At 70.4% G+C, this 20,156-nt stretch carries 23 protein-coding genes and 1 tRNA gene; 21 read left to right on the top strand and 3 right to left on the bottom strand.

The window, feature by feature from the left end; all coding sequences use genetic code 11:
* The first annotated feature begins 210 nt into the window (after window positions 1-210).
* The 5 genes from tmk to D473_RS0115145 all read left to right on the top strand — a co-directional run bounded on the left by tmk (window position 211) and on the right by D473_RS0115145 (window position 5,987).
* Entirely contained in the window at window positions 211-2,352 is a 2,142-nt protein-coding gene (gene tmk / locus D473_RS0115165; protein ID WP_026126983.1) for a dTMP kinase, read from the top strand.
* Between the two features lie 184 nt (window positions 2,353-2,536).
* Window positions 2,537-3,709 (top strand): DNA polymerase III subunit delta', encoded by a 1,173-nt coding sequence (locus tag D473_RS0115160; RefSeq protein ID WP_017609911.1) that lies wholly within the window; start codon window positions 2,537-2,539, stop codon window positions 3,707-3,709.
* A gap of 104 nt (window positions 3,710-3,813) precedes the next feature.
* Window positions 3,814-5,349: an alpha/beta hydrolase gene (locus D473_RS0115155; protein WP_017609910.1), complete on the top strand. Its 1,536-nt coding sequence runs from the start codon at window positions 3,814-3,816 to the stop codon at window positions 5,347-5,349.
* Window positions 5,350-5,431: 82 nt separating this feature from the next.
* Window positions 5,432-5,504 (top strand) — tRNA-Thr (locus D473_RS0115150).
* Between the two features lie 123 nt (window positions 5,505-5,627).
* Window positions 5,628-5,987 carry a hypothetical protein gene (locus D473_RS0115145; protein ID WP_017609909.1) on the top strand — a complete coding sequence of 120 codons (360 nt, stop codon included), beginning with the start codon at window positions 5,628-5,630 and terminating at the stop codon, window positions 5,985-5,987.
* A 12-nt stretch (window positions 5,988-5,999) separates the two neighbouring features.
* Here D473_RS0115145 and D473_RS27705 read toward each other — a convergent pair whose 3' ends face one another.
* A complete protein-coding gene (locus D473_RS27705; protein ID WP_017609908.1) occupies window positions 6,000-6,155 on the bottom strand; it encodes a DUF7554 family protein in 156 nt (51 codons plus the stop codon).
* A gap of 189 nt (window positions 6,156-6,344) precedes the next feature.
* Between D473_RS27705 and D473_RS0115135 the strand changes: the two genes are divergently transcribed.
* Entirely contained in the window at window positions 6,345-6,578 is a 234-nt protein-coding gene (locus D473_RS0115135; protein WP_026126982.1) for a hypothetical protein, read from the top strand.
* 48 nt (window positions 6,579-6,626) lie between these two features.
* On the top strand, window positions 6,627-7,004 hold the full coding sequence (locus D473_RS0115130; RefSeq protein WP_017609906.1) for a hypothetical protein: 378 nt from the start codon (window positions 6,627-6,629) through the stop codon (window positions 7,002-7,004).
* 10 nt (window positions 7,005-7,014) lie between these two features.
* Here the strand turns inward: D473_RS0115130 and D473_RS0115125 are convergent, their stop codons facing one another.
* Window positions 7,015-7,548, bottom strand: coding sequence for a hypothetical protein (locus D473_RS0115125; protein ID WP_017609905.1), 534 nt, complete (start codon window positions 7,546-7,548; stop codon window positions 7,015-7,017).
* Window positions 7,549-8,048: 500 nt separating this feature from the next.
* Here D473_RS0115125 and D473_RS0115120 point away from each other — a divergent pair, with 500 nt between their 5' ends.
* Together D473_RS0115120 and D473_RS0115115 are read left to right on the top strand one after the other, a co-directional pair.
* Window positions 8,049-8,297 carry a hypothetical protein gene (locus tag D473_RS0115120; protein ID WP_017609904.1) on the top strand — a complete coding sequence of 83 codons (249 nt, stop codon included), beginning with the start codon at window positions 8,049-8,051 and terminating at the stop codon, window positions 8,295-8,297.
* A gap of 42 nt (window positions 8,298-8,339) precedes the next feature.
* Entirely contained in the window at window positions 8,340-8,918 is a 579-nt protein-coding gene (locus D473_RS0115115; RefSeq protein WP_017609903.1) for a hypothetical protein, read from the top strand.
* Between the two features lie 20 nt (window positions 8,919-8,938).
* Here D473_RS0115115 and D473_RS0115110 read toward each other — a convergent pair whose 3' ends face one another.
* Complete coding sequence (locus tag D473_RS0115110) at window positions 8,939-9,469, bottom strand: inorganic diphosphatase (RefSeq protein WP_193373284.1); 531 nt, start codon at window positions 9,467-9,469, stop codon at window positions 8,939-8,941.
* Window positions 9,470-9,545: 76 nt separating this feature from the next.
* On the opposite strand from D473_RS0115110, the gene dacB reads away from it, so the two are divergent.
* From dacB to D473_RS0115050, 12 genes are all read left to right on the top strand, one after another.
* Window positions 9,546-10,907 (top strand): D-alanyl-D-alanine carboxypeptidase/D-alanyl-D-alanine endopeptidase, encoded by a 1,362-nt coding sequence (gene dacB, locus D473_RS0115105; protein ID WP_026126981.1) that lies wholly within the window; start codon window positions 9,546-9,548, stop codon window positions 10,905-10,907.
* 120 nt (window positions 10,908-11,027) lie between these two features.
* Entirely contained in the window at window positions 11,028-12,116 is a 1,089-nt protein-coding gene (locus D473_RS0115100; protein ID WP_017609901.1) for a zinc-dependent metalloprotease, read from the top strand.
* Window positions 12,113-13,087, top strand: a complete 975-nt coding sequence (gene tilS / locus D473_RS0115095) for a tRNA lysidine(34) synthetase TilS (protein WP_017609900.1) — start codon at window positions 12,113-12,115, stop codon at window positions 13,085-13,087. The genes D473_RS0115100 and tilS overlap by 4 nt, the downstream gene beginning before the upstream one ends.
* Before the next feature lie 78 nt (window positions 13,088-13,165).
* On the top strand, window positions 13,166-13,723 hold the full coding sequence (hpt, locus tag D473_RS0115090; protein ID WP_017609899.1) for a hypoxanthine phosphoribosyltransferase: 558 nt from the start codon (window positions 13,166-13,168) through the stop codon (window positions 13,721-13,723).
* Window positions 13,724-13,994: 271 nt separating this feature from the next.
* Complete coding sequence (gene ftsH, locus D473_RS0115085) at window positions 13,995-16,004, top strand: ATP-dependent zinc metalloprotease FtsH (protein WP_017609898.1); 2,010 nt, start codon at window positions 13,995-13,997, stop codon at window positions 16,002-16,004.
* Entirely contained in the window at window positions 16,001-16,600 is a 600-nt protein-coding gene (folE, locus tag D473_RS0115080) for a GTP cyclohydrolase I FolE (protein ID WP_017609897.1), read from the top strand. Before ftsH ends, folE begins: the two co-directional genes overlap by 4 nt.
* 91 nt (window positions 16,601-16,691) lie before the next feature.
* Window positions 16,692-17,597 (top strand): dihydropteroate synthase, encoded by a 906-nt coding sequence (folP, locus tag D473_RS0115075; RefSeq protein ID WP_026126980.1) that lies wholly within the window; start codon window positions 16,692-16,694, stop codon window positions 17,595-17,597.
* Window positions 17,594-18,046: a nuclear transport factor 2 family protein gene (locus tag D473_RS0115070; RefSeq protein WP_017609895.1), complete on the top strand. Its 453-nt coding sequence runs from the start codon at window positions 17,594-17,596 to the stop codon at window positions 18,044-18,046. The genes folP and D473_RS0115070 overlap by 4 nt, the downstream gene beginning before the upstream one ends.
* A complete protein-coding gene (gene folB, locus D473_RS0115065) occupies window positions 18,039-18,410 on the top strand; it encodes a dihydroneopterin aldolase (protein ID WP_017609894.1) in 372 nt (123 codons plus the stop codon). The genes D473_RS0115070 and folB overlap by 8 nt, the downstream gene beginning before the upstream one ends.
* A complete protein-coding gene (folK, locus tag D473_RS0115060; protein WP_017609893.1) occupies window positions 18,407-18,922 on the top strand; it encodes a 2-amino-4-hydroxy-6-hydroxymethyldihydropteridine diphosphokinase in 516 nt (171 codons plus the stop codon). Before folB ends, folK begins: the two co-directional genes overlap by 4 nt.
* Window positions 18,922-19,401, top strand: coding sequence for a DUF3180 family protein (locus D473_RS0115055; RefSeq protein ID WP_017609892.1), 480 nt, complete (start codon window positions 18,922-18,924; stop codon window positions 19,399-19,401). Before folK ends, D473_RS0115055 begins: the two co-directional genes overlap by 1 nt.
* A gap of 167 nt (window positions 19,402-19,568) precedes the next feature.
* The gene (locus tag D473_RS0115050; protein WP_026126979.1) at window positions 19,569-20,015 is read left to right on the top strand and encodes a PH domain-containing protein; all 447 of its coding nucleotides are present in this window, start codon (window positions 19,569-19,571) and stop codon (window positions 20,013-20,015) included.
* Window positions 20,016-20,156: the final 141 nt, after the last annotated feature.

Below are 20,156 nucleotides of genomic sequence, written 5' to 3'. Positions count from 1 at the left end.
GGCCCGTCCGATCGCGGGCGGGCCGTTCCGCGTCCGAGACCCCCTCGTGACGATCAGGAACTGTGCCCGGCTTGCCGTGCCGTACTAGTCTGTGTGAGGCGGACGGGGGCGTTGAAACGTAAAGAAACCCCGTCAACGCCCACCGAAATTCTTCGCGTGGGTCGATCGTCCCGCCGTTCCCTCTCCCCCTCATCGACAATCGTGAGCGCTATGAGCAGATCTGCACCCTTGGGAGCGCCGTCCGAGGCGCGCAACGTCCTGGCGATCACATCCTTCAGAAGGTTGTGGATCTCGCTTTCCCTGTCCAGCCTGGGTGACTGGCTGAGCCTGCTGGCACTGATCTCGCTCGCGGTGATCTTCACCGCCGACGCCGCGCCCCTGGCCGGCCACCTGGCCGTGGCCGCGGTCGTGGCGATCAAGCTCGCACCATCCGTCCTGTTCAGCCCGCTGGTGGGCGCGCTCGCCGAAAAACTCGACCGCCGCTGGACCATGGTCGGCGCCGACGTCGTGCGCGGCCTGTTCTACGTGTCCATCCCGATCGTGGGACTGCTCTGGTCCGGTTTCGCGCTGCAGTGGCTGTTCATCGCGAGCCTGCTCGCCGAGGTCCTCGCCCTGCTGTGGACCCCGGCCAAGGACGCCACCGTCCCCAGCCTCGTGCCGCGCCGCCAGCTCGCCGAGGCCAACCGCCTCACGCTGCTGGCCGCCTACATCACCGCGCCCCTGGCCGCGCTGCTCTTCGCCGCTCTGGCCTCGGTCAACAATGTCCTCGGTGCGTTCGTGCCCTCGCTGGCCAACCCCGAGGCCGACATCGCGCTGTACCTCAACGGCCTCACGTTCTTCATCGCGGCGATCGTCGTGGCGACCCTGCCGATCCCCAAGCACAACCCGGGGCTCTCGGCGGCGAACCCCAACCGTGACGGCGCCGTCCTGCGCTCGGTCGTGACCGGCCCCCGCCACACCGGTGGCACCGCCCTGGGTCGCGGGCTCCTCATCGGCCTGCTGACAGCGGTGGCCGCCGGTGCGGCCGTGGTCGGTGTGGGCCGCGCGCACGTGGAGGCACTCGGAGCCGGCAACGGCGGTTTCGGTGTGCTCTTCGCCGCGGTCTTCGGCGGCGCCGCGCTGGGCATGGTCGCCGGGCCGCGCCTGCTCAAGAAGTTCAGCCGTCGGCGCCTGTTCGGGCTCGTGCTCGTCCTCGCCTCGATCGCGCTGCTCTTCACCGGCTCGGTCTGGGACATGGTGCTCTCGGCCGTACTCGTGCTGGCCCTCGGGTTCGCTTCCGGTGTGGCCGCCGGTACCGGCCTGCGCCTGCTCGACATCGCCGCCTCCGCCACGGCCGGCACCATCTCGGAGGAGTCGGCCCACCGCGAGCGTGCGTTCGCGTTCGTGCACGGGGCCGCACGACTGACCTTCGTGGCCGTGGCCGTACTCGCCCCGCTGCTCGCCGGACTGGCCGGGGACCACAGCCTGGCCCTCGGCGTGCAGCTCGAGTACCGGCTCTGGGGCACCGGCATCGTGCTCATGGCGGTCGGCCTGGTAGCGGTCGTGCTCAGCGCCCTCGCTCACCGCCTGGTCAACCGGGAGGACCCCGAAGCCGGGCCCGGTATGCTGCCGGAGCTGTTCGCCGCCCTGCGCGGGGTCGACCCCAACGCCGAGGAGGGCGACGGGGAGGTGCGCACCCCCGGCGCGTTCGTGGTCATCGAGGGCGGTGAGGGGGCCGGGAAGTCCACCCAGGTCCGTGACCTCACCGTGTGGCTGCGCGAACAGGGCTTCGAGGTCGTCGGCACCCGTCAGCCCGGCGCCACCAAGCTCGGTATGCGTCTGCGCGGCATCCTGCTGGACCGGGAGAACTCCCACATCACCCGGCGGGCCGAGGCGATGCTCTACGCCGCCGACAAGGCCGACCACGTGGAGCAGGAGATCCTGCCCGCGCTGCGCCGCGGCGCCGTCGTCGTCAGCGACCGCTACGTCGACTCCACCCTCGCCTACCAGGGGGCCGGCCGTGAGCTGGAGATCGACGAGCTGCGCGAGGTCAACCGCTGGGCCACGCAGAACCTCGTCCCCGACCTCACGGTGCTGCTGGATGTACGCCCGGAGGACGGCCTCGATCGCCTGGGCGGCCCCGCCGACCGCATCGAGTCGGAGGCGGTGGAGTTCCACGAGCGGGTACGGCGCGAGTTCCGGGCCCTGGCCGACGCCGAGCCCGAGCGTTACCTGGTCGTGGACGCGAGCGAGCCGCTGGAGAAGGTCACCCGCCAGATCCGGAAGCGGGTGCGCAGCCTGCTGCCCGACCCGGTACCGAGCAGCTCCGAAGCGGTGACCGGCATGATCCCGATCATCCGTGACGAGGACTGAGTACCAGCGACGAGGACCGAGCATCCTCGACACACGGGAAGGCCCCGGCACGCGCCGGGGCCTTCTCTGTTCGCCCGGCCATCGCCGGCCCCGCCCGGGGACGTACCGGGTCCGGACCGAACGTCGCCGGGCGCTCCTATCCTTGAGAGCGAACCTGCAGGACCGAGTCTCCCCGGGGGTACGCGTGAGGGTCTTCGACGACCTCGTCGGCCAGCGGACGGCCGTCGCCCAGCTCCGCCAGGCCGTTTCCGGGGCCGACGAGCTCGTCTCCGGCGGCCCCGGCACCGGCATGACCCATGCCTGGCTCTTCACCGGCCCGCCGGGATCGGGCCGGGAGGAGGCCGCCCGCGCCTTCGCCGCCGCGCTGCAATGCACCGACGGCGGTTGCGGGCACTGCGACTCCTGCCACCAGACACTCGCCGGAACCCATCCCGACGTGCTCTACGTGCGCCCGAGCGGCCTCAGCTTCGGTGTGGCCGCCACCCGCGACCTCGTCCTGCGCGCGAGCTCCAAACCCGCCGGGGGCCGGTTCCGTATCGTGCTCTTCGAGGACGCCGACCGTGCCACCGAGGCCGCCTCCAACGCCCTTCTCAAGGCCGTGGAGGAACCCTCCCCGCGCACCGTGTGGCTGCTGTGCACCCCCACCCCCGAGGACCTGCTCGTCACCATCCGCTCGCGTTGCCGCCTGGCCACCCTCACCAACCCTGTCACCGCCGAACTCGTCACCGCGCTCACCGACCGCGACGGTATCGACCGTTCCACCGCCGAACAGGCGGCCCGCGCCTCGGCCGGACGCATCGACCGCGCCCGCCAGTTGGCGACCGACCCCGAGGCCCGCAGCCGCCGCGAGGAGGTGCTGTCCATCCCCGCGCGCCTCGACGGCCTCGGCGCGTGCGTGACGGCGGCCTCCCGCCTCTACGAGATCGCCGAGCAGGAGGCCAAGGCGCTCACCGGCGGTCTCGACGAGAGGGAACGCGAGGAGCTCAAAGCCGCCTTCGGGGAGGGGTCCAAGGGCAAGGGCGTGGCCAAGGCCATCCGGGGGGGCTCCGGCGCCCTCAAGGAACTGGAGGAACGCCAGAAGCGCCGCGCCACCCGTATCAAACGCGACTCCTACGACCGCGCGCTCCTCGATCTGGCCGCCTTCTACCGCGACGTGCTCACCCTCCAACTCGGTGCGCAGGTCGAGCGCTCCACCGAGGAGAACTCCGGCGACCTCCGGCGCATGGCCGGGTCCGGGTCGCCCGAGAGCACGCTGCGCCGGATCGACGCGATCATGGAGTGCCGCGAACGCATCGCCGCCAACGTCCACCCGCAGATCGCGATGGAGGCGATGACCTCGGCTCTCCTGATCGGCTGAGCGGCGCGGACCGGCCGTCGGGCAGAATGGGCGGGCGCCGGGGACACGCCGACGCTGCGGCCACGACGGAAGGGTGACGGGTGAGCACGAGGGCGAGGAGGGCGGTGGCGGGACTGGCCGCCGTTGCGGTTCTGACCGTCTCCGGTTGTACGGGCCAGGAAGCCGAAGGGCCCGAGGAAGCGTCGGCCCCCTCCGACGCCGCGCCCGAGGAGTTCACCGAGCAGGGCCTGGAATGGAGCGCCTGCGAGGAGGGCGCCTCCGGTACCGAGTGCGCCACGTTCGAGGTCCCCCTGGACTACGACGAGCCCGAGGGCGAGCGCATCGACATCGCCGTCAAGCGTTTCCCCTCGGCGTCCGGCGACCCTGCGGGCTCACTCGTGGTCAACCCCGGCGGGCCGGGCGGTTCGGGTTTCGACTTCGCTGACGCCGCCCCCTTCATCACCAGCGACGAGGTACGCAGCAACTTCGACGTGGTCGGGTTCGACCCGCGCGGTGTCGGCCGCAGCACACCGTTGACCTGTATGGACACCGACGGGATCGACGAGTACCTCGGTGCCCAGTACGACACCGAGGACGGCACCGGTGATGCGGCCGCCCTGACCGAGGAGGGTGTGTCCGAGGCAGCGGAGAGCAGCCGCGAGTTCGTGGCCGCCTGCGAGGAGCAGGCCCCCGAGCTCATGATGCACGTGGGTACCGAGAACGTGGCCCGCGACATGGACGTGCTCCGGGCCCTGCTCGGCGACGACCAGCTCACCTACATGGGCGCCTCCTACGGCACCCACATCGGCGCCCAGTACGCCGAGCAGTTCCCCGACCGGGTGCGTGCGCTCCTGCTCGACGGTGCGGTCGACCCCAGCCAGACGCCCCTGGAGGCCGGTGTGGCGCAGGCGACCGGTTTCGAGACCGCGCTGCGTGCCTTCGTCGACGACTGTCTGGGCCGGGAGGACTGCCCTCTCGGCGGGCCGGGCGAGGAGACCGAGGACGGGGTGCAGGCCCTGACCGGTTTTTTGGAGGGCACCGCCGAGCAGCCCTTGGGCAACACCGGCGACGACCGCGAGGTCAACCGCGCCCGCGCCGAGCTCGGGGTGATGGCCGCCCTCTACAGCGAGGACTTCTGGGAACGCGTGCGCGAAGGCATCGCCTCCGGTATGGAGAGGGGCGACGGCACGGTCCTGATGCAGCTCGCCGACGACTTGTACAGCCGCGGTGACCCGGCGGCCTACGAGAACTCCACGGCGATGCTCTCCGCGGTGAACTGTTCCGACTCCCCGGGCCCCCGTGACGTGGACGTCTACGAAGAGGCCGCGGGCACGGCGGGGGAGGAGTCGCCGCTCTTCGGCCCCGGACTCGCCTGGGGCGCCCTCACCTGTGCGTTCTGGCCGGAGGAGGCCGTGTCCGAGGGCGGGGAGCTCACCGCCGAGGGCGCCGCTCCGATCATGGTGCTGGGGACCACACGCGACTCCGCGACCCCCTACGCCTGGTCGGAGGCGCTGGCCGAGCAACTCGACCCCGGGTTCCTGCTCACCCGCGACGGGGACGGCCACACCGGCTACCTCATGGGTGATCCCTGCATCGACGGGATCGTGGACGACTATCTGGTCGACCTCACCGTGCCCGAGGACGGTATGGCCTGTGCCTGACCGCACCGGAACGTGTGTACCCGGCACTCCGGGGAGGCGTTAGACTGGTTCCTGCTTCGCCGCATGCGATGTGCGGCGCGGTGCCGCCTTAGCTCAGTCGGCAGAGCGATTCACTCGTAATGAATAGGTCATCGGTTCGATTCCGATAGGCGGCTCCGACCCTCGAAGGCCCGTCCGGTCCACCCGGACGGGCCTTCGTCGTTCCTGCCGCGGCCTGCTCCGATGATCCTTTCAACAGCTTTGCGTGTTCTTTTCATGACACTGTGTAGGCTCGCGCCATGAGCCTGATGTTCATGATGATCGCGTTGCTCGGGGCGATCGTGGTCCTGGGCGGTGGATCCTACGCCCTGCGCCTGGTCGTGGCGCGGGTGGAGCAGGGGCGCCGCCCGCCGACGGGCGGCCGGGACCTCAGTGCCGTCCCCGAGGCGCAGGTGGGCGGGTACGTCCCGGCGCCGTCCTCGGAGGAGCGGTTGCCGGCGTCCGTGCGCCACCGTGCGTTGGCCCTGGTCGCCGACGGGCGCCGAGAGGAGGCCGTGCGTATGGTCGCCGACCGCCTGCGCGCCGACCACGCGCGGGCCCGCCGGATCGTGGCGGATCTGGACGATCCCGACGCGACCGGCGACCCCGCGTCCGGCTGACGGCGCGGGTGGTCAGCGCTCCCGCGACCTGGTGAACCACCCCCAGGCGGCGGTCGCGACGAACAGCACCGCGGCGATCGCCGTCAGCCAGAACAGGCCGCGCAGGACCGCACCCAGGATCCCCAGGGCGATCCAGATCGCGAGCAGGACGAGGACGATACGGAGCATGGTCTTCCTTCGTGCGTCGTCGGTCCCCGCCAAAAATGCGGGGTCTTCTCAGTGTGCCGTGCGGATGTGCCAGTGCCCCGAACGGCCGGGGCGCGGTCGATGACGACAGTGTGTGACGGTGCTCCTCCTGGGGTTCGAGGGACGCGTGGAGCGTGTGTGCGGTGCCCTTTTTGAGGGGAAGAGGGGAACATGAGTCTGCAAGAGGCATCACGTCAGTTGGAAGCTGCGATCCACGACGCCAGGGTTTCCTTCGACTGCATCCTGCTGGACGAGGTCGACCGGGCGCACACGAACGCGATCACCGCACGGGCCGCGATCGACGCAGCTGAGCATGCACTCAACGTGGAGCTGGAGAAGCGGGCCGCCGAGGGGGAATCCGAGGGTGGTTCCGGGAGCAGGTCCGAGAGCGGCTCAGAGGGCTGAGCGAACACCGATCGAACGTATTTACGAATATCGGGGTATGCTGCACGTATGCCCGATCAGTCTCTGACACCGGACTGGCCCGCGAGTGTGCACCCGCCCGGTGCGGATTCCTTCGAGCAGACGGCTCTGGTGTGGCTGTTCGACCACGTGCCCGCCGATTACCGCCTGCACGGGGTCCTGCGCCGCCACCCCGTCGCCCTGTCCCGTCTGGCCCGCCAGTACGTCTCCGCCGCGCTGGAGGCCGCCCGGGAGGGCTACCGGACCGCACGCGTGGACCTGCGCGGCCACCTGCCGCCGCACGCGCTCGATCAGGTCATGAACGCCTACTTGGCCGAGGGGCAGCGAACGGCGGTGCTGCTGCGTTCGATCGAGGCGGTCGACACGGCCCTGCGCGAAGCCGCTGCCGGTCGGGCAGATGACACGTGAAGCACTGCGCTCAGGCGGTCACTCTGAGCACGACGGCCACCTCGTCGCCGGTGTTGACGAGGAACTGGTGGCCGCGCCGCCCGCCGCCGGCCGGTGTTCCCACGACGCGGGTACGGCCCGGGGCCAGTTCGGCGGCCGACCGCATCCACCCGTCCGGGCCGGAGTCGATGAGGTGGGCGCGCCCACCGACCAAGTGCAGGACCTCCAGGGAGCCGCGGCGGTGGCCCGGCACCCGTGGTCCGGCCACAAAACTGTTCGGCTCCAGGGCCACCACGCTCACCCGCATCCGTTCTCCCGCATGGCGGCGGGCGTTATGGGGCGCGGGTTGCCAGCGGCCGCGGCGTACCGGCCATCGGCTGGACCGGGCCAGGTCCGCGGCGGCGTCCCGGGCGGCCGAGCACAGGCGGCCCAGCGTCGGGGCGCAGCGTTCACTCAGATGGGCATAGCCGGAGCGGGCTCCGGCGTCGACGACATCGCCGATCCCCTCCAAGGAGACCCGGGCGGCGGGTTCGGCGAGGGCGGTGGGCGAAACCTGACGGGACATCGGGCACTATCCTTCACGTGTGCGCGCCCGGAACCATGGTGGGGCGCGCGGGTCGTCCGAGGGCACCGGGGAGCAGTGGGCGCCGAGGGGCGCCACGGACACAGGTCTCCCGCGGTCACAAGAGCTGATCACCGTCGTCGCAGAAATGCGGTCGGACGGTGGGGAGGCACCGGGCCGGTCAGTGGAGACGGCCGTCGCGGTGGCTCAGGGACGACAACACGGACACGCCGCACCGGCCAGGCGGCAGGGGGCCCAGGGGGCCGTGCGAGCCGGGGTGGAGGTGCGGGTGTGCGGATCCATGGTTGTAAGGACACCAGCATCCACAGGGGTAGTCAAGCCGGTCCGAGGAAAACGGGAGTTCGGCGCCGGCGCCGGGTGTGTTGCGGCCGGAGCCCCGTGGTGGTGACATGTGCACCCCGGTGGCGGCCCGTTCGCCGGCCCGGGGCATCCCCCGCGGTAGTGACAGGAGTGGCCGTCATGGCATCCCTCAGAAGGCCCGCTTGATCCCCCAGGAACCGGGACTGTGGGCGCGCCTGCTCGTGCGCGGGCTCGTCATCGCGGCCGCCGGGGTCATGACACTGGGCTTTCTCGGCGCGGGCGCGGCGGTTCTGGTGGTGGTTCTGGCCGTGTCCACGTACGTGCTCCTCTGGATGCGTTCCCGGTTCGCGTGGGGCGGATGGCCGTGGCCCCCTGCGCAGGATCGCGACGCCGCCGGTGACGAGGGAAGCGACCCGACCGACTTTCGGTGAATGAAGGGGGAGGGCGGTATGCGCGGCGTAGATTCTTGGTCTATGACCGACCGGGACCTGCTCCTGACCCTGAGCTCCAGCGGTACCCCGCCCCAGGTGGCCTACGCCGCACTCCTGGAAAACTACGGTGAGGAGCTCTACCGGTGCTGCATCCTCGCCCTGGCCGACCGCGACGCCGCGCACGTGGTGCTCAGGGACGTGCTCATCGCGTCCCGCGCCCACATCGGCAAGGTGAAGGACCCCGATCGTCTCCGGGACTGGTTGCACGCGATGGCGAAGGCGGAGTGCGCGCGCCACCGGGCGGCGACGGGGGCGTTCCCGCCGTCGGGGCTGCCGGGCAGTACCGAGATGGTGCGCTGCCGCGTGCTCAACGGGACCGCGGGTCCGGAGCTGGACGGTTACCGAGCGCACGTGGCCGCGCGCGCGGACGACTTCCGCAGGGACGGTTTTCCGCGCCGTGCGGGTGAACCGGCGCCGCTGCGGGGCCTGTTCCCGCTGGTGCCGGTGGGGTTGGCGCTGTTGGGCGCCCTGTTGCTGTTGACCCTGGCGGGTGTCGTGCTCTCCGACGACGCCGCGTTCGGTCCGGTCCCGGGCACCGTCGCGCCGCAGATTCGGCGCTGACGGGGCCCGGGTGGGGCCGGCTACTCGGTGGAGGGGGTGGTGGTGATGTGCGAGGGGTCGCCGTGGGTGCCGTGTTCCTCGGCGCGCTTGATCGAGGCGAGGATCTCCTGTTCGGCTTCGTGGCGGCCCACCCAGGTCGAACCCTCGGTGGACTTTCCGGGCTCGAGGTCCTTGTACACGCGGAAGAAGTGCTCGATCTCCAGGCGCTCGAACTCGTTCACGTGGTGAATGTCACGCAGGTGCTCCTGGCGGGGGTCCGTCGCCGGGACGCACAGCAGTTTGTCATCGCCCCCGGCCTCGTCGCGCATACGGAACATGCCGATGGCGCGGGCGCGGATGAGGCAACCGGGGAACGTCGGGGCCTTGAGAAGGACCAGCGCGTCCAGGGGGTCACCGTCCTCACCGAGCGTTCCCTCGACGAACCCGTAATCGGCGGGATAAGTGGTTGAGGTGAACAGCATGCGGTCGAGACGGATCCGGCCGGTCTCGTGGTCCACCTCGTACTTGTTGCGCTCCCCCTTGGGGATCTCGATCGTAACGTCGAATTCCATGCTGATCTCGGCTCCCAATGCGACTAATGTCGCCCTATAACTACAATGTCAGGCCGCGACACCGAAGGAAGGGCAGGTGCCCCGGGTGCGACGGGTACGAGGCGAAGCGTTCGTCACGCTGGCCCTTCTCAACATATTCGTGCTGATCGCCGGTTTCGTCACCCTCGACATGGTCGAGGCCAGACCACTGCCGGCATCACCCCACCCGGTCACGGACGCCGAGGGCGCGGCGTCCGTGGATCCCGCGGCCTCCACTCCGGCCGACCCGGATCGGATCGCGGACGTCCTCGATGATCCCATGTCGGCTTCCGGGCTCGAGGACGGCCTCTCCGGTTTCGTCGTGGACGGGGCCACCGGTGAGACGCTCTTCGAGCGCGATGCCGACACCGCGGCCGTGCCCGCTTCGACCACGAAGATCGCGACGGCCGTCGCAGCGCTGTCCACCGCAGGCCCCGACCACAGGTTGACCACCGAGGTACACCTCGACGCGGAGCAGGGCCGGGCGGTTCTGCGGGGAGGGGGCGATGCGACACTGACCGAAAAATCCGGCACCGTAGCGTACCCGCAGGTGGCGACATTGGAGGAGCTCGCGGAGAGCACCGCGGAGGCCCTCGAGGACGAGGGTGTGGATTCGGTCTCCCTGGGCTACGACGACTCGCACTTCACCGGTTCCGACACCGGACCCGGCTGGAAACCCACCTACATCACCGAGGGCAGTACCGCCGCCGCCCACGCCCTCCTCCTGGACAGCGGCCGTGTCGACCCCGACGTGTCCACCCGCGAGGAGGACCCGCCGCGCGCAGCCGCCGACGCCTTCGCCGTCCAGCTGGAGGAGGCCGGGATCGAGGTCGAGGGCGCCCCCTCCGAGGAGAAGGCCTCCGGTGAAGTGCTGGCCGAGATCGAGTCCGCCCCCGTCTCCGACCTGGTCGAGTTCATGATGCTGGCCAGCGACAACAACATGGCCGAGTCCCTGGGACGCCTGGCCGCCCTGGAAACGGGCGAGGAGCCCGACTTCGCCGGTGCCGCCGCGGCCACCCACCAGGTCCTGGACGGCCTGGGCATCGACGGCGTGGACCTGGCCGACAACAGCGGTTTGAGTCCGGAGAACCGCATCACACCCCGCGCGCTCGTGGAGATGATCCAGCTCGCCGGCGCCCCCGAGCACCCGGAGCTGGACGCGGCCTTCACGGGTCTGCCCACAGCCCACGCCACCGGCACCCTGGCGGGCCGCTACTCCGAGTACTCCGGCTCCCACGGCGGTGCCGGGCTCGTGCGCGGCAAGACCGGGACCCTGGACGGGGTCAGTTCCCTGGCCGGGACCGTGCACGACCAGGAGGGCAACCTCTTCGTGTACGCCTTCGTCGCCAATGTCGACGGTGCCACCGGACCGCAGTTGGACACCTTCGCCGCCGCACTCAGCGAGTGCGGGTGCTCATGACCGACGGCCACGGGAAGGGACACCCCTGACCGGGGGCCGCCCACCCCTGAAGCGCCCCTGATTTCCCACCCTGATCGCGGTGCCTCCGCCGGACCCGCGGGTAGGCTGACGGGCGTGACTGTGATCGACTGGGACGTAGCCGTCAGCACCGGGGTCCGCCTCGTGCGCCCGGGGCCGCAGGTGGAACTGTCCGACGCGCGGCAGGCCGTCGCGCAGTTGCGTGAGCTCTCCACCGTCGCCGCCGGACACGTGAGCGACTTCACCGGATTGAACCCTCTCGTACCGACCGGGCCCGCGGTGGTCGTCGACCGCCCCGGGTGGATCCGGGCCAATGTCGACGGATTCCGGGTCGTACTCGAACCCGCCCTCGAACAGATGAGTGCCGAGCGCACCGAGAACGCCGTCCCCGGCGCGAACCTGGCCGGCGCGGTCGGCTCCCGGGTGACCGGCATGCAGCTGGGCGCTGTGCTGTCGTACCTGGCCGGGAAGGTCCTGGGCCAGTACGAACTCTTCCTCCCGCCGGACCCCGACGGGAACCTGCCCACCGGACGCATGACCCTGGTGGCGCCCAACATCGTCAACACCGAACGGGAGATGGATGTCGACCCGCACGACTTCCGTCTCTGGGTCTGCCTGCACGAGGAGACCCACCGCATGCAGTTCACGTCCACGCCGTGGCTACGCGGGTATGTCCAGAACCTCATGCAGGAGCTCCTGCTGTCCTCGGAGATGGATGCCTCCGCCTTCCTCGACCGCTTGCGCGCAGCGGGTGAGGCCGTGGCCGGCGCGGTGCGCGGGGACGGAGAGACCGGCGGGCTGCTCACGGCTTTCCAGAGCCCGGAACAACAGGAGATCATGGACCGCGTCAGTGCGGTCATGAGCCTGGCCGAAGGCCACGGGGACTATGTCATGGACGCCGTCGGCCCCGAGGTCGTGCCGAGCGTCGAACGCATCCGGTCCCGGTTCCAGAAGCGCCGCGAGGCCGCCAACCCGCTGGACCGGATCATGCGCCAGCTCCTGGGCATGGACATGAAGATGAAACAGTACGAGGAAGGCGCGGCCTTCGTGCGTACGGTCGTCGACCGGGTAGGCATGGCCGACTTCAACAAGGTGTGGACCTCCCAGGAGACCCTGCCGACGATGGCGGAGATCCGCGACCCGAACGCGTGGATCGACCGAGTGGTGCGCCCCACCGCCATCACCGGGTGAGCGGACCCGATCCCGCCGTTGCCGCCGCACGTTCGGCGGTGCGGCGGGTTCTGCGCGTCCTGCCCCGTGGGACCACCGTGCTCGCCGCGTGCAGCGGCGGCCCCGACTCCCTGGCCCTGGCCGGGGCGTTGGCCTTCGAGGCGCCCCGCCGCGGCTACCGGGCCGGGGGCGTGACGGTCGACCACGGACTGCAGGGCGGATCGGCCGAACGCGCCCGCACCGTCGCCGGGGTCATGACGGACCTGGGCCTGGAACCCTCGCTCGTGCGCACGGTGCGCGTGGCCGGCGGGGGAGGGCCCGAGGCGGCCGCCCGCACCGCCCGCTACGCCGCCCTCGACACCGCCGCCGCCGACCACGCGCCTGCCGTCGTACTGCTCGGCCACACCCTCGACGACCAGGCCGAGACGGTCCTGCTCGGACTGGCCCGGGGGTCGGGCGCACGTTCCTTGGCCGGTATGCCGCCCCGTTCCGGTCTCTACCTGCGGCCCTTTCTCGAACTGGACCGCGGGACCGTACGCCGCGCCTGCCTGCGTATGGACCTCTCGCCCTGGGAGGACCCGCACAACGAGGACCCGCGCTTCGCCCGCTCCCGGGTCCGCCACGAGGCCCTGCCCGCCCTGGAGAGGACCCTCGGCCCCGGGGTCGCCCGCGCGCTCGCCCGTACCGCCGGGATGCTGCGCTCGGACGCCGACACCCTCGACGTGCTCGCCGACGACCTGCGCACGCGCGCCGGGGGCGACCCTGCGGAGGGACTCTCCGTCGCCGAGCTGGAGGCCGCCCCGCCCGCCCTGCGTACGCGGGCCCTGCACCGGGCCGCCCTGGACGCCGGGTGCCCGCCGAGTGACCTCAACGCCCGTCACGTGCGTGAACTCGACCGCCTGATCACCGATTGGAGTGGGCAGTCACACATCGATCTCCCCGGCGGCCTGCGCGGGCGCCGTCGGGACGGCCTGATCCGTATCGGTGGGTGACCGGGGCGCGATGCCGGTTCCGGCCGCGTTTATCCTTGGTGCCGCACACGGGGAACCCAGCAGCGAGGAACACGAAGCGTGGACGCCAAGGACATGGGCCAGGACCTCGAGAAGGTCCTGGTCACGGAAGAGCAGATCACCACGCGCCTGCAGGAGATGGGCGCGCGGATCGACGCGGACTACGCGGGACGGGACCTGCTGATCGTGGGTGTGCTCAAGGGGGCCGTCATGGTCATGGCCGATCTGGCACGGTCCCTGCACTCCCCGGTAGCGATGGACTGGATGGCCGTCTCCTCCTACGGGGCGGGAACGACCTCCTCCGGGGTGGTGCGCATCCTCAAGGACCTCGAGACCGACATCCAGGACCGCGACGTGCTCATCGTCGAGGACGTCATCGATTCCGGCCTGACGCTGTCCTGGCTCGTGGGCAACCTCAAGTCCCGCGGGCCCACGTCGGTGGAGATCTGCACGATGGTCCGCAAGCCGCTGGCCCTCGACGTCGATCTCGACGTGCGCTACATCGGTTTCGACCTGCCCGACGAGTTCATCGTCGGCTACGGGCTCGACTACGCCGAGAAGTACCGCAACCTCCCCTTCATCGGCACACTCGCGCCGCACGTCTACGAGAGCGACTAGCAGCGGGGGCGTAGCCCGTCTCACCCCGGTCCTTGACCCGTCCGGGGAACAACTGGACGGGGTGCCGTCGTTCTCACCATGACGGTTCCGCGCCCCCGCCCCCGTGGGCACCGCTCGGGACGAGCGGTGTGCCTGCTCGGCGACGTGAGGTGTACCGTCGATTGTCCCGGCGACTTCGCGGGGAGCACGTGTCCGATACGTCCTGCTTCGGAAACTCCTCCGGTGCGGGCTGCCTGGTCAGAAGGGACGGACCCGTCAGGGGACCGCTCACATGAATCTGAAGCGTATTTTCCGCGGCCCGTGGATCTGGATCCTGGCCGTTTTCGTCGTCCTCGTCATCGGCTTCCGTGTGTTCGACATCGGCGGCGGGCCCGAGACGCGCGAGGCCGACATCTCCGAGGTCTACCAGCTCGTCGGGAACGACGAGGTGGTCAGTGCCGAGATCGTCGACCGGGACCAGCGCATCGTGCTGACGACCACGGACGACGAGGTCCTCGAGGCCTACTGGGTCGAGAACCAGGGCATGCAGCTCGCGGAGATGCTCCAGACGTCCGCGGACAGCGAGGACAGCAACCTCGACTCCTACCAGGTGTCGGTGGCCACCACATCGATGTGGTCGACCGCACTGTTCAGCCTTCTGCCGCTGGTCATCCTCATCCTCATCTTCTGGTTCATCTTCAGCCAGATGCAGGGCGGCGGCTCCCGCGTGATGAACTTCGGCAAGTCCAAGGCCAAGCTCATCACCAAGGACACGCCCAAGAACACCTTCTCCGACGTCGCCGGGGCGGACGAGGCCATCGAGGAGCTCCACGAGATCAAGGAGTTCCTGCAGAACCCCGAGAAGTTCCAGTCCATGGGCGCCAAGATCCCCAAGGGTGTACTGCTCATGGGCCCGCCCGGGACCGGTAAGACCCTGCTGGCGCGCGCGGTCGCCGGCGAGGCCGGGGTGCCGTTCTACTCCATTTCCGGTTCGGACTTCGTGGAGATGTTCGTCGGTGTGGGCGCCTCGCGTGTACGCGACCTGTTCGAGCAGGCCAAGGCCAATGCCCCCGCGATCATCTTCGTCGACGAGATCGACGCCGTCGGACGCCACCGCGGCGCCGGTATGGGCGGCGGCCACGACGAGCGCGAGCAGACCCTGAACCAGATGCTCGTGGAGATGGACGGTTTCGACGTCAAGGGCGGCGTCATCCTCATCGCAGCGACCAACCGTCCCGACATCCTCGACCCCGCGCTGCTGCGCCCGGGCCGTTTCGACCGCCAGGTCGTCGTGGACCGCCCCGACATGGACGGGCGCCGTGACATCCTCAAGGTCCACTCTACGGGCAAGCCGCTGGCCGAGGACGTCGACTTCGACGTCATCGCCCGCCAGACCGCCGGTATGACCGGTGCGGACCTGTCCAACGTCATCAACGAGGGTGCCCTGTTGTCGGCACGCGGCGGCGAGGACGTCATCACACACGCACTGCTGGAGGAGGCCATCGAACGGGTGATGGCCGGCCCCGAACGCAAGACCCGGGTGATGTCCGACCAGGAGAAGAAGGTCATCGCCTACCACGAGGGCGGCCACGCGCTCGTGGGGCACGCGCTGCCCAACGCCGACCCGGTCCACAAGGTCACGATCCTGCCGCGCGGCAGCGCCCTCGGCTACACCATGTCGTTGCCGACCGAGGACAAGTTCCTCACCACGCGTTCGCAGATGATGGACCAGCTCGCGATGATGTTGGGCGGGCGCGCCTCCGAGGAGCTCGTCTTCCACGAGCCCACCACCGGCGCCAACAACGACATCGACAAGGCCACCGGCCTGGCCCGCAACATGGTCACCGAGTACGGCATGAGCGAACGGCTGGGTGCACGCAAGTTCGGCACCTCCGGGTCCGAACCCTTCCTGGGCCGGGAGATGTCGCACGCGCCCGAGTACTCCGACGAGATCGCCTCGGTCATCGACGAAGAAGTCCGCCGCCTCATCGAGTCCGCGCACGACGAGGCCTACGAGGTCCTCATGGAGTACCGCGACGTCCTCGACGAGCTCGTGTTGCAGCTCCTCGAGAAGGAGACGCTCACCAAGTCGCAGGTGCTGGAGGTCTTTGCCCCGGTGGAGAAGCGCCCCTCGCGCGGCTCCTACACCGGCTACGGCAAGCGCCAGCCCTCCGACCGGCCGCCCGTGCGGTCGCAGAAGGAACTCGCGCGCCTCAACGGCACCGAGGTCCATCAGGGAAGGCCTGCCGACGGACAGCAGATCACCGGCTCGTCCGCAGAGACCGAGGGAGGAGACACGTGAGCGAGGTCGAGGACATTCCTCCCAGACACGTCGACCACGCCCGTATCGAGAACGCCGTGCGGGAGATTCTCCTGGCGATCGGGGAGGACCCCGACCGTGACGGGCTCCAGCAGACCCCGTCACGGGTCGCCCGGGCCTACGAGGAGCAGTTCGCCGGCCTGGGCCAAAAACCCGGAGACGTGCTCACCACGGCCTTCGAGGCCGACCACGAAGAGATGGTCCTGGTCAAGGACATCGAGCTCTACTCCACTTGTGAGCACCACCTCGTGCCCTTCTACGGGGTCGCGCACGTGGGTTACATCCCCGGCGCGGACGGGCGCATCACCGGCCTGAGCAAGTTGGCCCGGCTCGTGGACGTCTACGCGCGCCGCCCGCAGGTGCAGGAGCGCCTGACCGGGCAGGTCGCCGACGCCATCATGGACTACCTCGACCCGCGCGGCGTCATCGTCGTGGTGGAGGCCGAGCACCTGTGCATGTCCATGCGCGGTATCCGCAAGCCCGGAGCCAAGACCGTGACCTCCGCGGTCAGGGGCGCCTTCCGTGCCAGCGACCGCACGCGGTCCGAGGCCATGAGCCTCATCTTCGACCACCGCTGAGACGGCTCCTCACCGTCCCGGCGACCGAACGACCGGCGGGGCCGGGGGCGAGCGCCCCCGGCCCCGCCGCCTGCACGTAGGGTTGATTCCCATGGGGCCGAATCACACAGTTCCCGGCCTGCCCGAACACGGGCGGTGCCAGGTCATGGGGGTCGTCAACGTCACCCCCGACTCCTTCTCCGACGGCGGCTCATGGTTCGACCACGGCCGAGCGGTCGAACACGGTCTGCGCCTGGTCGCAGAAGGGGCCGACATCATCGACGTGGGCGGTGAGTCCACCCGGCCCGGCGCCCAGCGGGTGTCGGCCGAGGAGGAACTGCGACGCGTCGTTCCCGTGGTGCGTGAACTGGCCGCCGGTGGTGTGGCCGTCAGCGTCGACACCATGCGCGCCCGTGTGGCCGAACGAGCCGTCGAGGCCGGGGCCGTGCTGGTCAACGACGTGAGCGGCGGGCTGGCCGACCCCGACATGGCGCGTCTCGTGGCCTCTTCCGGTGTGGCGTACGTGTTGATGCACTGGCGTGGGCATAGTCATGACATGCAGAGCCGTGCCGTGTACACGGATGTCGTGCAGGAGGTCCTCGATGAGCTCCGAGACCGTATGGAGGCCATGATCAGTTCAGGTGTCACCCCCGACCAGATCGTCCTGGATCCGGGACTGGGCTTTTCCAAACGCCCCGAGCCGGCGCACAACTGGGCGCTGCTCCACCAGCTCGAACGGTTCCACGAACTCGGGCGCCCCGTTCTGGTGGCCGGTTCCCGCAAACGTTTCCTGAGCCGCCTGCTCGGTGACCCCAAGGCGGAGGACCGCCCCTTCACCGAGTGCGACTCCGCCACTGCCGCCGTCACCACCCTGTCGGCCGACCGCGGCGCCTGGGCGGTGCGGGTGCACGACGTGCGACCCAACGCCGACGCCGTCCGGGTGGCCGCGGCCTGGTCCGACGGCGGCACCCGCCTGGACGAGGGCCGCGAGCCCGAGACCGACCGGGGTGGCCTGTGAGTTCGCGGCAAGAGGTCATGGAGAGCGTGGCAGAGGCCAACGCGCAGTTCTACAGCGCCATCGAGAACGGCGACATCGACCTGATGCGCTCGGTCTGGGCCGAGGAGCACGAGGCCCCCGACCTGGTGTGCGTCAACCCCGGATGGCCCCTGCTGCGCGGCCGTGCCGAGATCATGCGGGCCTGGTCGCTGATCATGGCCAATGTGACCTACATCCAGTACGTGCTCACCGAGACCCACATCGGTGTGTCCGGTGGCATCGCCATGGTCACCTGCGAGGAGAACGTGCTCACGGCCGAGGACGACAGCCCCGGGTTCGTCGCCGGCGGCCAGGTGGTCACCACCAACCTGTTCGTCGACACCGAGCACGGATGGCGGCTGTGGTCGCACCACGCCTCGCCGGTCCTCATGGAGGAGGACGAGGAAGCGGGGGGCACCACGGATGCCTGACCGCATCACCCTGCGCGGGCTGCGAGCGGTCGGCCACCACGGCGTGTTCGACTTCGAACGCCGCCAAGGCCAGGTCTTCGTCGTGGACGCCGTTCTGCACGTGGACGCCGCCCCGGCCGCCGTCTCCGACGACGTCGAGGACACCGTGCACTACGGGAAGCTCGCCGACCGGCTCGTGGAGGTCCTCACGGGCGAGCCCGTCGACCTGATCGAGACCCTCGCGGAGCGTCTGGCCCGGGTGTGTCTGGCCCAGGAGCCCGTGGAACGGGTCGAGCTGACCGTGCACAAACCGTCTGCTCCCATCGAGCACGAGTTCGAGGACGTGGCGGTGACCGTCGACCGACGGCGTGAGGAGGAACGGTGACCACGGCGGTACTGTCCCTCGGATCGAACCTGGGGGACCGGAGGGCGACGCTCCAGGGCGCGGTCGACGCGCTGCTGGCGGGGCCGGACGCACCTCGTGCGGTGGCGGTGTCCCCGGTGTTCGAGACCGCCCCGGTGGGTGGGCCCGAGCAGGGGGCGTTCCTCAACGCGGTACTGCTCGTGGACTCCGGCGGGTCCCCGCGTGAACTCCTGGCCCGCGCCCAGCGCACCGAGCAGGAGTTCGACCGGGTCCGTGAGGTGCGCTGGGGCCCGCGCACCCTGGACGTGGACGTCATCGTCTTCGGTGGCACACGCTCCGAGGACCCGGAGCTGACCCTGCCGCACCCGCGCGCCCACGAGCGCGCGTTCGTGCTGCGCCCGTGGCTGGAGGCCGACCCCGGCGCCGAGCTCCCTGGGCACGGCCCGGTCCCCGACCTCCTGACGCGGATCGGCGAGGACCAGGATCTGGAGCGCCGGGACGACCTGGCGCTGTCCCTGCCGCGGGGGACCTGATGCCCGAGGACCCACAGCAGCGCCTCGCACCCACCGGGTGGCGTCTGCCGACGCTGCTCGCAGTGTGCGGGGTGCTGCTGGGGCTCCTGGTCGACCAGGTCGTCGCGGGGATCCCGATGGTGCCGTGGTCGGCGATCCCGACCCTGCTCTTGCTGGTGTTGGCCGAGCTGTTCACCGGAGGCCGGACCCGGCGCCGGGTCCGGCGCGATCCCGGAACCGAGCCCATGGAGCCGCTCAGCGCAGCCCGCCTGTTGGCACTCGCCAAGGCGAGTGCGGTGCTCGCCGCGCTCGCCGCGGGTTTCTTCGTGGGGCTCGTCCTGCCGCTGGTGGAGACTCTCGCCCTGCCCGTGCACCGCGAGGTCTTCCTCAACTCCCTGGGCACCGCCGCGGCCTCCGGGCTGCTTCTGGCCGCCGCCCTGTACCTGGAGCAGAGCTGCCGTGTGCCCGACGACGACCGCGACGACGACGCCTCTTCCTGACAGGGACGCGGGGGCGGCCACGCGGCGGGACGGTGCACCGGGGTGTTGCGCACAGATGGTTGACTGGCCTCGTGGAGAGCAGCGAGCCGTCACAGCCGGACACGCCCCCCGGGCCCGTGCGGCCCCCGGGGCCCTTCGACCCGCCCGAGGGCACACGGTGGACCCGGCTGCCCGGGGCACTGGCGTGGTACCGCCGCGTGGCCGCCGCGGGCGTCTGCTTGCTCGTGGGCGGCCTGGGCAGTGTCATGGCGATGGTGTGGGGCGGATGGATGTGGGCCCTGGCGTGGGCCGTGGCCGTGGGCGCGGCGTTCGTCGTCAGCTGTTTCGTGGCCGGTGCCTTCCAACGCTCGTGGGGATTCGTCGAGGCGCAGTCGGAGCTGTACCTGACCTACGGGGTCCTCCTCCGCCAGCTCGTGGTGGTGCCCTACGGGCGTATGCAGGTCGTCGACATGACGGCCGATCTCCTGGAACAGGCCCTGGGCATCGCGACGGTGCGTATCCGCACGGCGGCCAGTACCGCCGATACCAAGGTCCTCGGCCTGCCACTGGAGCAGGCCGTCCAGTTGCGGGGCCGTCTCGCGGCGCGCAGCGAGAGCTTCTCGACGGGGTTGTAGGTGCACGGACCAGCACAGCCGGAAGACGGTGACGCAGACCGCGGGTACGGGCAGAGGCCCCCGCAGAACGGGGGATGGGTCCCGCCCGGCGGCGGACCACCGCCAGGATCACCGCCGGAAGGGTGGGTGTACCCGCCGCAG

The sequence above is a fragment of the Nocardiopsis xinjiangensis YIM 90004 genome (assembly GCF_000341145.1).
GTDB classification, from domain to species: domain Bacteria; phylum Actinomycetota; class Actinomycetes; order Streptosporangiales; family Streptosporangiaceae; genus Nocardiopsis; species Nocardiopsis xinjiangensis.
Note: the sequence above shows the minus strand (reverse complement) of the source record. Positions and strands in the feature narration are given on the sequence as shown.

What these genes read in the sequence shown, in the direction of transcription:
- D473_RS0115130 (WP_017609906.1), top strand. Translation starts at nt 6,627, where the DNA reads ATGCCCGATCAGTCTCTGACACCGGACTGGCCCGCGAGTGTGCACCCG.
- folB (WP_017609894.1), top strand. Translation starts at nt 18,039, where the DNA reads ATGCCTGACCGCATCACCCTGCGCGGGCTGCGAGCGGTCGGCCACCAC.
- ftsH (WP_017609898.1), top strand. Translation starts at nt 13,995, where the DNA reads ATGAATCTGAAGCGTATTTTCCGCGGCCCGTGGATCTGGATCCTGGCC.
- tmk (WP_026126983.1), top strand. Translation starts at nt 211, where the DNA reads ATGAGCAGATCTGCACCCTTGGGAGCGCCGTCCGAGGCGCGCAACGTC.
- D473_RS27705 (WP_017609908.1), bottom strand. Translation starts at nt 6,155, where the DNA reads ATGCTCCGTATCGTCCTCGTCCTGCTCGCGATCTGGATCGCCCTGGGG.
- D473_RS0115145 (WP_017609909.1), top strand. Translation starts at nt 5,628, where the DNA reads ATGAGCCTGATGTTCATGATGATCGCGTTGCTCGGGGCGATCGTGGTC.
- D473_RS0115125 (WP_017609905.1), bottom strand. Translation starts at nt 7,548, where the DNA reads ATGTCCCGTCAGGTTTCGCCCACCGCCCTCGCCGAACCCGCCGCCCGG.
- folP (WP_026126980.1), top strand. Translation starts at nt 16,692, where the DNA reads ATGGGGCCGAATCACACAGTTCCCGGCCTGCCCGAACACGGGCGGTGC.
- D473_RS0115115 (WP_017609903.1), top strand. Translation starts at nt 8,340, where the DNA reads ATGACCGACCGGGACCTGCTCCTGACCCTGAGCTCCAGCGGTACCCCG.
- D473_RS0115135 (WP_026126982.1), top strand. Translation starts at nt 6,345, where the DNA reads ATGAGTCTGCAAGAGGCATCACGTCAGTTGGAAGCTGCGATCCACGAC.
- D473_RS0115110 (WP_193373284.1), bottom strand. Translation starts at nt 9,469, where the DNA reads ATGGAATTCGACGTTACGATCGAGATCCCCAAGGGGGAGCGCAACAAG.
- D473_RS0115055 (WP_017609892.1), top strand. Translation starts at nt 18,922, where the DNA reads ATGCCCGAGGACCCACAGCAGCGCCTCGCACCCACCGGGTGGCGTCTG.